This window comes from Psychrobacillus sp. 05T411 (assembly GCF_056396485.1).
The window spans coordinates 251937-263351 of sequence record NZ_JBFTLO010000002.1; the positions used below are offsets into that span (position 1 = coordinate 251937).

The 11415-nt window shown below is 37.0% G+C and carries 9 protein-coding genes; 2 read left to right on the forward strand and 7 right to left on the reverse strand.

Going from position 1 to position 11415, the window contains the following annotated elements:
• The first annotated feature begins 31 nt into the window (after positions 1-31).
• The gene (locus AC1DFT_RS02705; protein WP_477917386.1) at positions 32-1333 is read left to right on the forward strand and encodes an amino acid permease; all 1302 of its coding nucleotides are present in this window, start codon (positions 32-34) and stop codon (positions 1331-1333) included.
• 78 nt (positions 1334-1411) lie between these two features.
• Here the strand turns inward: AC1DFT_RS02705 and AC1DFT_RS02710 are convergent, their stop codons facing one another.
• The 7 genes from AC1DFT_RS02710 to AC1DFT_RS02740 all read right to left on the reverse strand — a co-directional run bounded on the left by AC1DFT_RS02710 (position 1412) and on the right by AC1DFT_RS02740 (position 10926).
• Positions 1412-3388 carry a S9 family peptidase gene (locus AC1DFT_RS02710; RefSeq protein WP_477917369.1) on the reverse strand — a complete coding sequence of 659 codons (1977 nt, stop codon included), beginning with the start codon at positions 3386-3388 and terminating at the stop codon, positions 1412-1414.
• Positions 3389-3770: 382 nt separating this feature from the next.
• Positions 3771-5321 carry a fatty acid--CoA ligase family protein gene (locus AC1DFT_RS02715; protein WP_477917371.1) on the reverse strand — a complete coding sequence of 517 codons (1551 nt, stop codon included), beginning with the start codon at positions 5319-5321 and terminating at the stop codon, positions 3771-3773.
• Between the two features lie 117 nt (positions 5322-5438).
• Entirely contained in the window at positions 5439-7373 is a 1935-nt protein-coding gene (locus tag AC1DFT_RS02720) for an FtsX-like permease family protein (protein WP_477917373.1), read from the reverse strand.
• Complete coding sequence (locus AC1DFT_RS02725; protein WP_477917375.1) at positions 7345-8121, reverse strand: ABC transporter ATP-binding protein; 777 nt, start codon at positions 8119-8121, stop codon at positions 7345-7347. The genes AC1DFT_RS02720 and AC1DFT_RS02725 overlap by 29 nt, the downstream gene beginning before the upstream one ends.
• On the reverse strand, positions 8081-9127 hold the full coding sequence (locus tag AC1DFT_RS02730) for a sensor histidine kinase (RefSeq protein WP_477917376.1): 1047 nt from the start codon (positions 9125-9127) through the stop codon (positions 8081-8083). The genes AC1DFT_RS02725 and AC1DFT_RS02730 overlap by 41 nt, the downstream gene beginning before the upstream one ends.
• Position 9128: 1 nt before the next feature.
• On the reverse strand, positions 9129-9830 hold the full coding sequence (locus tag AC1DFT_RS02735) for a winged helix-turn-helix domain-containing protein (protein ID WP_477917388.1): 702 nt from the start codon (positions 9828-9830) through the stop codon (positions 9129-9131).
• A 103-nt stretch (positions 9831-9933) separates the two neighbouring features.
• A complete protein-coding gene (locus tag AC1DFT_RS02740) occupies positions 9934-10926 on the reverse strand; it encodes a lipoate--protein ligase (protein ID WP_477917378.1) in 993 nt (330 codons plus the stop codon).
• 122 nt (positions 10927-11048) lie between these two features.
• On the opposite strand from AC1DFT_RS02740, the gene yhfH reads away from it, so the two are divergent.
• Complete coding sequence (yhfH, locus tag AC1DFT_RS02745; RefSeq protein WP_402822327.1) at positions 11049-11174, forward strand: protein YhfH; 126 nt, start codon at positions 11049-11051, stop codon at positions 11172-11174.
• Positions 11175-11415 lie beyond the last annotated feature (241 nt).

Sequence of the window (11415 nt, forward strand, 5' to 3'; positions counted from 1 at the left end):
ACGAGGACTTGAACAACGGCATATCACCCTCATGTCATTAGGTGCGGCAATTGGGGTCGGATTATTTTTAGGCTCTGCAACAGCTATTCGGTTAGCCGGACCCGCAATTCTTATATCTTACATAATTGGTGGGTTTGTAATTTTAATAATTATGCGTGCACTTGGAGAAATGGCGGTACATAATCCTGTTTCCGGTTCATTTAGTAGATACGCGCAGGATTACCTAGGACCACTTGCAGGTTACATAACCGGATGGAATTATTGGTTTTTATGGGTTGTTACATGTATGGCTGAAATTACAGCCGTAGGCGTATATATGCAAATGTGGTACCCAGATACACCTCCTTGGATTTGGGCATTAGCGGCACTTGTGATAATGACAATTGTAAACTTAATCGCTGTAAAAGCTTATGGAGAATTCGAATTTTGGTTTGCTCTAATTAAAATTATCGCAATTTTAGCAATGATTTTCATTGGATTTGGAGTAATCATTTTCGGTATTGGGAATGGCGGAATGGCTGTTGGGATCAGCAATCTATGGTCAAATGGTGGGTTTGCGCCAAATGGGGTTACGGGTGTTTTAATGTCTTTACAAATGGTCATGTTCGCATATTTAGGTGTAGAAATGATTGGTGTGACTGCAGGTGAAGCAAAAGATCCGAAAAAGGTTATCCCACGAGCAATCGATACTGTTTTCTGGCGTATTCTTATTTTTTATGTTGGGGCTCTTTTCGTCATTATGTCCATCTATCCATGGAATGAGATTGGCCAAAATGGAAGTCCATTCGTTTTAATGTTTGAAAAAATCGGCATCGGACCGGCTGCTGGCATTATTAACTTTGTCGTATTAACGGCAGCACTTTCTAGCTGTAATAGTGGTATTTTCAGTACAGGTCGTATGTTATTTAACTTAGCGGAACAAAAGCAAGCTTCCCCTAATTTCAATCGAATTAACGGAGCAGGGGTACCCGCTAGAGCGATTCTATTTTCTGCCGTTTTATTATTAGTTGGTGTTTTATTGAATTATCTTGTTCCAGAAAAAGTATTTATTTGGGTAACAAGTATTTCAACTTTCGGGGCTGTTTGGACTTGGGGAATTATTTTGTTGTCACAGTTAAAATTCCGGAAAAGCCTTTCCAAAGAGCAGATTTCCAAGTTATCATATAAAGCATTGTTCTATCCATTTGGGTCGTATCTAGCCCTTGCCTTCTTAGTATTAGTGCTTGGGCTTATGGCTTATTTTCCCGATACACGCATTGCGTTAATCGTGGGACCTATTTGGATTGTCTTCTTAATATTTATGTATTTTAATAAAGGTTTGCATAAGAAATGATTTAATCAAGTGTGAGATTGATTAATTCACCTAAAACCCCTTCATTTCAACTAAGAAATGAAGGGGTTTCTTTTTCTATCAAATATATTTCTCAAACCAACTAATGATTTGTTCTAATCTAGTTTGTCGTAAATTAGGTAATCCAACTCTAGAAAGATTATGATCCGCTTGTGGGAAACGTACAAAACTTGTTTCTTTCCCCATTGCTTTTAGCGTTGTATATAATTGTTGCCCTTGTTCAATCGGACAACGATAGTCATTTTCACTATGCAAAATGAGCAATGGTGTCTGCACATTCGATGCATATTTCAATGGAGAAGCGTCCCAGAGTTTCTCTATATCTTTCATATCTCCGCCAATTTGCCAAGGCGTAAAGTAATATCCAATATCAGAAACACCATAAAAGCTAATCCAATTTGAAATCGATCGCTGGGTAACCGCCACTTTGAATCGATTCGTATGACCAACAATCCAGTTCGTCATAAACCCTCCGTAACTACCTCCAGTTACGCCAAGTTGCGATTCGTCAATCCAGTCATTTTCCGCTAGTACATAATCGAGTCCTGCCATTATATCCTCGTAGTCCCCGCCTCCATAATCACCACGCACTGCATCGACTAATTGCTGACTATATGAATGACTACCACGCGGATTCACATATAATACACCGTACCCTTTTGCAGCTAACAATTGAAGTTCATGGAAAAATGTGTTGGCATACATCGTATGTGGTCCACCATGAATTTCTACAATAAGCGGATACTTTTTCCCTTTTTCATAGCCTACTGGTTTCATTAACCAGCCGTGAACGTCCCAATCTTTAGCACCTTTATAAACAATTGCTTCTGGCTCAGAAAGCTCTAGTTCATTTAATAATGCTTCATTAAAATTTGTAAGTTGAACTCTTTCACCAGTCGCTAAATTTTGCTTAAATAATTCCCCGGGAAATATTGCGTTACTTATTGTCGCAAGGGTGTATATGCCTGTCGCATCTATATCATACCCATATACATGTTCATTTTCCGCTGTTGCGGGATAGACTGCACCATCTAATGAAGCAAAATAAAGTCGAACGTCTCCCATTGTAGACAATTGAAAGTATAAGTGATTACCTTCTGTCCACACTACATCTGGTACACTTACACCTTGCTGAACATCTCCACCAGAATAATCCCCTACCGGTGCGTCAATTCCTTCTGTTAATACTTGACGAATTCCTGTGCTCACTTCATAAACATATACTTCCGCATGTGTTGCGTTTTCATATTGTCGATTGCTGCCAGTAAAGGCAATATACTTGTCATCTTTTGAAAAAGCTGCTCCCCCGTAATAACCATCTTCTTCTACTAGTACTGTTTCTTCTTTTGATTCTATATCTACTAGCAACAACGGTTGGCGGAATGAGAAATCTTGATTTTCCTCCCTATTAACCCCCATCACAAGTTTCTTTCCATCATGTGAAATAGCCTGTAAGTTATAATTGTATGAACCTTCTGTAAACTGCCTTATTTCTTCTGTAGCAATATCGATATAGCCAATATGTTTATATGTATCTTTCGGCAGTAAGCCAACACCATCTGCATGATATTTCATTTTTTCTACAATATAAGCTTCCGGTAATTTATTTTCCTCTTTTTCCACCTCATCCGTCCATGCTTTTCCTTCTTTTAATGATGCAACAAACCATATTTTTTGGCCACATGGGGACCAAAGAAAGCTGGAAATTCCTTTTTCTACCTTTGTTAATTTCTTTGCTTCTCCACCACTTGTTGATAAGACATATACTTGATTGTTCTCTTCTCGGTTTGATAAGAATGCAATGTATTTTCCATCTGTTGACCATTTCGGAGTGGATATTCGTTCTTTCTTATGCGTCCATTGCGTTACTACTTTTGTTTCTATGTTTACATGGTATAAATAGGCATAATATGCATTATGTTTTTCATCCATTTCCGTACGAATAAATACAGCTTCTTTTCCGTTCGGTGCAATAACCGGGTTTGTAACCGATTGCAAATTAAATAAATCCTTTGCCTCTAATTTTCTTTTCGTCATCTTTCTATTCCTCACTTTCAAAACGATTCTTTCATGTATTTCGACACTCGAAACCTTTTTCCTTCTTTAGTTAAAAATTAAGCTTGAAAATGAAAAAACAAAATTTCCACAGTTTTTCGTCTGTATGAATCCAATAAATGGATTAGGGCAACCAATTGATCATCGAAAGCAATCAAATCTACTCCGAAAGCAACCATTTCAGCACGAGAGCAACCAAATTACCAGTGAAAGTAACCAATTCTCAAAATAGCTCTATACTTGATGTGAAACTTGGATGATTTCAACAATTATAGGGTAATATGTATTAAAACTCGTCTAACTAGCCAGTCTAGTATTTGTTATAACCAAAAAGCCACTTCATCAAGAAGCGGCTACTATGTGTTTATTGTACAGTTTGTCCTTTCAACGAACGGCGCAAAATTTTTCCAGTTGTGTTTTTTGGCAATTCCTCTAAAAACTCAAATCGTTTAGGAACTTTATATTTTGCTAGTTTTTCGGCACAATAATGCTGCAATTGTTCTTCCGATAAAGAAGCATCTTTCTTCACAACAAAGGCTAACACTTCTTCCCCAAAAGTAGGATCCGGCACTCCGACTACCGCCGCTTCTACAATACTAGGATGTTCAAAAAGAACTTCTTCTACTTCACGTGGATAGACATTATATCCTCCCACAATAATCATATCTTTCTTTCGATCGACAATATAAAAATAACCGTCTTCGTCTTGTTTAGCGAGGTCGCCCGTATATAGCCAACCATCCCGAATCGCATTGGCCGTTTCTTCTGGCATTTTATAATAGCCCTTCATCACATTTGGTCCACGGACGATTAGTTCACCGACTACTCCAGCAGGAACCTCTTCCCCTAATTCATTCACTACTTTGTTTTCCACATTCACAATATCTGTTCCAATCGAACCTGGTTTACGGTCTCGATCAATCGGATTGAAGCAAGTTACTGGTGATGCTTCAGATAATCCATACCCTTCTGATATCCTTACATGGAACTTGTCCTCAAAATTATGCAATAAGGCAACTGGCAATGAAGAGCCACCGGAAATTGCTAAACGTATGGATGCAAAATTCTCCACTTTATCTTCTGGGAATTGATACAAGAAATTGTACATCGTCGGCACTCCTGCAAAAACAGTCGCTTTTTGTTCGCGTGCAATAGAGAATACCTCTTGCGGGCTAAATCTAGGAACTAGTAATATGGTAGCACCCATTAATAATGGTGCATTCACTACAACCGTTAAAGCAAAGACATGAAATACAGGTAGTGTCGCAATGACGCGATCATCTGTATTAATACTTAAATACTCTGCTGTGTCACGAGCGTTCGAATAGATATTATTATATGTAAGCATGGCACCTTTAGGATGTCCCGTAGTACCTGATGTATACAAAATAACTGCCGTATCATCCGCTGAAATTTCAACAGGTTTTACCAGTTCCCCAGCAATTGCAAGTAATGATGAAAACGATTTCACTTTTACTTTCAATTCGTCAGAAAGTCCAGCTAACTTTTCCGGCGTATCTGCTTGCGTTTCACAAATAATATAATTTTCCACCGTCGTGAATACATTTGCCGCCTTTTCTACTAAAGATAATAGTCCATCAAGTGCAATAATCGCTTTTGCATCACTATTTTTCACAATATAACTAATTTCATCAGGTGTATAAATAGGATTAATCGGTACTGCAGTTGCCCCTAATCTCATTGTTGCATATAAAGAAATTAAAAAATGTGGTGTATTCCCGAGTAAAAACCCTACATGGTCTCCTTTTTGAATTCCTAACGCTTGCAGCCCATATGCAAATCGTTCTACCGATTCTTCAAATTGTGCATATGTCGTGTCTTTCCCCATAAAGTGATATGCTATTTTGTCTGGATGCTTGGATGCAATTTGTTGAACTTGTAAAGCTAAACTCATTTTCCCATCTCCCATTTTTTATTTGAATGAGTACTCATTCATAATCCCCATATTCATTATATAAAAAAGGTTTAGACTATTCAATCACAAAAGAAGATTGCATATAGCAATCTTCTTTCACTCTTGTATATGTGCAATATATCTCCAACGAATTAAGTAAAAATAGGATACTTGAATAACCGTAAATACGATAAGCACGATTAACATTTCCATCGCAATGGATACCGCAGCTAGATCCACCCAAAATGCCTGCAGGAAGATAAATGAAAATGTACTATGGACCATTGCAAGTCCCCAAGGTAAGAAGAATTGTGGCACCAACTGTCGATTCACGATTTTCACTAATTCTTGATCCGTAACACCCATTCTTCTAAGAACGTCAAATTGCTTTTTATCCCTTTCCAAATCGGTATACAGTTTAAAATAGACAAAACTTCCGGCCGCAAGTAAGAGAACGGTTGCTACAAGTAAACCTGTAAACAATAATAATGCAAATGTAGCGCGAATCACTGAAAAATTTAAGCCAGGATTATCAAAATAAAATGGATTCGGGTTCACTCCTGATATTCCCATCGTTTCAGTCATAATCTTGTCCAAATCTGTTCCAACATCTTTTGTGCGTAACCATTCCGATACATGAAATGCAAAAAAAGTAGTTTTAGACTCTTCTATACCAAAACCAAATAGTGGTTCTGTCAGAAGAGAAAAGTCTTCATCACTAATAATGAATGCTCTATTTTTTAAAGTAAAAGTGGGGAAAATCGAATGTTGATATACCCCTTTTATTTGAATAGGTATGCTACTTTCTTCGAGTACGGTTTGCTCTTGTCCACTGCGAATATTGTTAAAATCTACTCGGCTATCTGAAACGACCAAAGCTTCTCCTTGTTTCAGGTCAATTAAAGGAATTTTTAAAGCAACCGCTAAACCATTGACTTCTGATTCCTTTATGACATTGACTGGTTCATGCGAATTAGAGGAGGTTTGCTTTTTCACATTAAATTTCACTAGCTCATAAGACAAGCCTTCCCTTTGCAGTTCTTGCGATAATTTCATAATATGTTCATCTTCAAAAGGATTGTCCCAATCACTAGCATAGAAAATACTTACTGGGTTCAAATCCCGATATTGGGCTGTAAAAGAAGTAAAAGAAGTAACGACCCCTACAGATAAAAACGCAATCGTCGACACAATTGTAACAATAAAAAACATACGCGCGTTTTCCCTAATTTTAATCGAAACTTCCGCAAAAGCGATAAGCCGAAAAGAATGCCAATAAAGACTTTCCTTTCTCCGAATAATGTCGAGTATATATAAAATACTATCTGTGTAGAAGAAATATGTTCCAATAAAAGCCATAAAAACAATAAGCAAGCTCATAAATATATTCATATGAAAAACAGAAAAAATAACAAGACCATATGCTCCAAATAACAAACCTAATCCTAAAAAAGCATTTCCTTTTTTGAACATAGCAATTTCGCCACGTTTGCCATCCCCTTTTAAAAGCTGGATAATCTCTTTTTTTCGGATGAATACAACGCTACTAATGGATATGATGATAAACTGTGATAAAAACACAATAATCGTCAATGCAAACGGCTTCCAGGATAAATACAGAGGCAAACTGTCCAATAAAAACAATTCTCGAATAATCATGAAGAAAAACTTTGAAAATGAAAATCCAAAAAATATACCGATTGTAATGGATATAAACCCTAAAATCATCGTCTCTAAAAAGATTAAACGATTTAACTGTTGCCTTTCCATCCCTAAATGTAACAAAACTCCAAACTCATGTAATCTAGCTTGTAAGAACGCACTCATTGAATAAAACAAAAAAAACATAGTAAAAATAATGAGAATAATTTGCGCAACAAGCATTCCACCAAAAGCGATATCCCGTAAAAACTTATCTTCAATATTAGGGTGAAACATCAGCATCGAATAAATGAAGAACACCATAACCGAAAAAATACTGGCCATAAAAAATGCAGCATATATTCGACTATTACGAATTACATTATGATAAGCGAATTGTTGAAAGGTCATTTACACCGCCACCACCTAATAAAGACAAAACATTCAATATCCGTTGGAAAAATGTTTGTCTCAGGTCACCTTTATAAATCTCATTGAAATATTCCCCGTCTTTTATAAATAGCACTCGATCACAGTAGCTTGCTGCTATCGGATCATGGGTTACCATCATAATAGTCGTTTGACTTACTTTATTCACTTGCGTAAGGATTTCTAATACATCTTTTGCTGCTTTCGAATCTAAATTTCCGGTAGGCTCATCTGCTAGTATAATACTTGGTTCATGTATTAATGCACGACCGATGGCTGTTCTTTGTGCCTGACCACCGGAAATCTCGGAAGGTCTTTTTCCTAAAATAGAAGTTAAATTAAGATGTTCAGCAATTTGTTGGACTTTGGCTTTCATCACTTCTAGAGATTGACCGTCAAGCGTAAGAGGTAATACCATATTTTCTTCTACTGTAAGTGCAGGAAGTAGATTGAAATCTTGAAATACAAAACCAAGCTCTCTCCTTCTGAAAAGGGATAAGTCATTTTTAGGGAGTTCTGCCGGTTTTAACCCGCTTATCGTGATTTCCCCGGAGGTTGGGCGATCAATCGTCGAAATAATATTTAATAATGTCGTTTTTCCGCTTCCAGAAGGTCCCATTACAGCGATAAATTCACCTTTTTCTACTTCAAAGCTTAATTGGTTAATCGCTAGATGTGCTACTTTTCCTTCATAAACTTTCGTTACTTCCTCCAGCATTAATATGGTCATCTTGCCCACCTTGCTTCCTAATTTCTTGTTTTTCAAATTGTATCGATACGGTTGTCCCTTCCCCTACATTTGAAGAAACACTTATTCCATGCCCTAAACGGTTGCATATTTCCTGTGCCAAATATAAGCCCATTCCAGTAGACTCACCAGTTTTCCGACCATTTTCACCAGTAAAAAATGCTTTCGTCACTCTTCTAATATCAGAAGCAGGAATACCAATTCCTTCATCCCTAACAGAGAAAATGATTTGTTTCTCCTCGATATTCGTTTCAAAATACACTTTTTTATTTTGCTCAAATGTGTACTTAACCGCATTCGTTACAAATTGTGCAATGACATAACGAATCCATTTTCTGTCGGATGTAATCATACAATCATCCTCCATCGAAATGACTGGAAATAAATGCTTGCCGATAAATAACCGCTTATTCTCCGTTACAACTTCGGTTACCAATTGTTTTAAATCGATTCGTTCAATTTGCATATCTTCTTCAAAGGTATCTAATCTCGCATTCATTAAAACTGCTTCTAACCCTCGCTTGAGCCGATCCATTTCTTCCATTACACTTTTGGAATCAATTTGTTCACTATTTTGTGTCATCAGTTCAATGACAGAAATGGGGGTTTTCATTTGATGCACCCAACTATTCATAAATTGTAAATGCCTATTTTGTCTAGCATATAAAAGCTGCACTTCTTTTTGATACAAACGATAAATATGTTGTAAGTAATTTTCTACTTGTTTAATCTCCGGAGATTGTGCTGCCCTTTGCAAAACAACTTCAATCTGTGTTGGGACAGACAGAATTTTTTTATAAAATGCATATTTTTTCACAAATAATGTACCTAAAAAAGTTAACGTTAATATACTACTAATAACAATGGAATATACTGCGGTATCTAGATTTCGAAATCCATCTAGCCAGTACAATAGCATGACGAAAAGTACTAATGAAAATTGAAAAATAATAAATAATAGATGTTCCTTTACGAATAACCGAAACATATTAGGCTTCATCTGGACATACGTTCAAACGATATCCCGCTCCTCGAACAGTTTCAATGGTCGATAAAACACCGTAATCCGCCATTTTTTTCCGAACTCGTGTCATATTTACATTGAGCGTATTTTCATCCACAAAAGACTGGTCATCCCATAGTTCTTCTAATAATTGCTCTCTCGTTACTAGTTTTGGATGATTTTTCAGTAATAATTCCAAAATGGTGCATTCTTTTTTTTGAAGCGGAATTTCTTCTTTGGATGTATGTAATTCCATGCGCTCCATGTAAAGATGCAATTTCCCTACTTTCACTACACGCTCTTCTTGTTTAGCTGCGTATTCCCCATATGATCTTCTTAAATGACTTTTTATTTTAGCAAGGACGATTTCGTAATGAAAAGGCTTGGTAATAAAATCATCCCCACCATTTTCAAGTGCGAAAACTTGGTCCATTTCACCTGATCTTGCTGAAACAAAAATAATCGGGCAAGTAGTTAACTGGCGGAGTTGACGACACCAATAGTAGCCGTCATAAGACGGTAAGTTCACATCTAATAACACAATATGAGGATCGAACGCTGTAAACTCCTCGATTATCTGATCAAAGTCTTCAATTATATGTACTTCATAATGGTATTTCCTCAAAGTATCTGCAAGTAGCGATGCAATTTTCAGGTCATCTTCTACTACTAACACACGGTGTATCATCACTTAAATCCTCCTCCGTAACATTGTACTGTCCTTATTATATCAAAAAAGAGTCTCCCATACGTTAGTATGTTAGACTCTTCCATTGTTACTATGCAAAATGTTAATAAATAAGTTGTACTAGTTCTTCTTTCGAAATACCACCTAAATATTTCGGTACGTCCACTGACTCTAGTGCTTCTTCAATTGCTTGTTTACTATACAACTTACCAGTCAGTAATCTTTCTACTTCTGCGATATCCCCAACGCCAAAGAAGTCACCGTAGATTTTCACTTCTTCTATAATGCCTTTATTTACTTCTAAGCGAACATCTACACCACCAGTTGGGAAACGGTGTGAATGTTTCATATTAAATTTAGGGGATTTACCGTAATTCCAATCCCATTGTTGATAACGTTCTTCCGACAGCTTATGAATGTTTTTCCAATCATCTTCGGTAAGCTCCCAATATTGAATATTTTCTGTTCCATCGAATATAGAGGAAAGAATTTCAGCACGGAATTGTTCAATCGTCATTGGCTCTGAAAGTAAATCAGCAATATTCGTTACACGGCTTCGAATGGATTTAATACCTTTTGACTCAATTTTTTCTTTGCTTACTTTTAACGCTGACACGACTGCATCAATTTCTGTATCAAACATTAATGTACCATGACTAAACATTCTTCCACGAGTAGAAAACTGCGCATTCCCCGAGATTTTTTTGCCTTCTGCTAATATATCATTGCGTCCCGACAGTTCAGCTTGCACACCCATTTTTTGCAACGCATCAACAACCGGCTGTGTAAACTTCTTAAAATTGCGGAAGCTGTCCCCATCGTCTTTTGTTAAAAAGCTGAAGTTCAAATTACCCAAATCATGGTACACTGCGCCCCCACCAGAAAGCCTGCGGACAGGGATTATCCCGTTCTTTTCAACGAAGTCTGTATTAATTTCTTCAATTGTATTTTGGTTTCTTCCGATGATGATGGAAGGCTGGTTTATGTAAAACAAAAGAAATGAATCTTTTTCCACATCCATTGTATTTAGTGCGTATTCTTCGATTGCTAGGTTAATGCGTGGGTCAGTTATGCCTTTATTATCAATAAAATACATGTCAATCTCTCCTTTACTCCTATTTTAACAAAAAACAAAATAATATGTTGACAAAAGATTCTGTGTTATATTACAATGATAACAACAAAAACAGTTATATAACAGATGGAGGTGGAACAACTATGTTAGAAAACGTACTTGAATTTTTCCGTAACCTGCCTAAAAAGAATTGCGCTACATGCGGCGAGACCATCGAAGAACAGCATGAGTGCTATGGAAATCAATGTGATAAATGTAATAACCTATAATTTTATTTAAAATGCCAACTAGATTCTCCCCTTTCTAGTTGGTTTTTTTATGGGACGTGATAAATAGAGTTACTGCGACGCAGTGCGTTGAATAAAGTGTCCGCTGTGATTTTCGCTGCAGTCGTACGCTTTCCACCGGGTAAGCGATGAGCCATCCCCGCCGCCCTTAGGCGTACGTTGGGATGGCTCATTTTGCTCACTTATCCGGTAGGAGTCGACGCCTGTAGCGAAAATCAAAAGA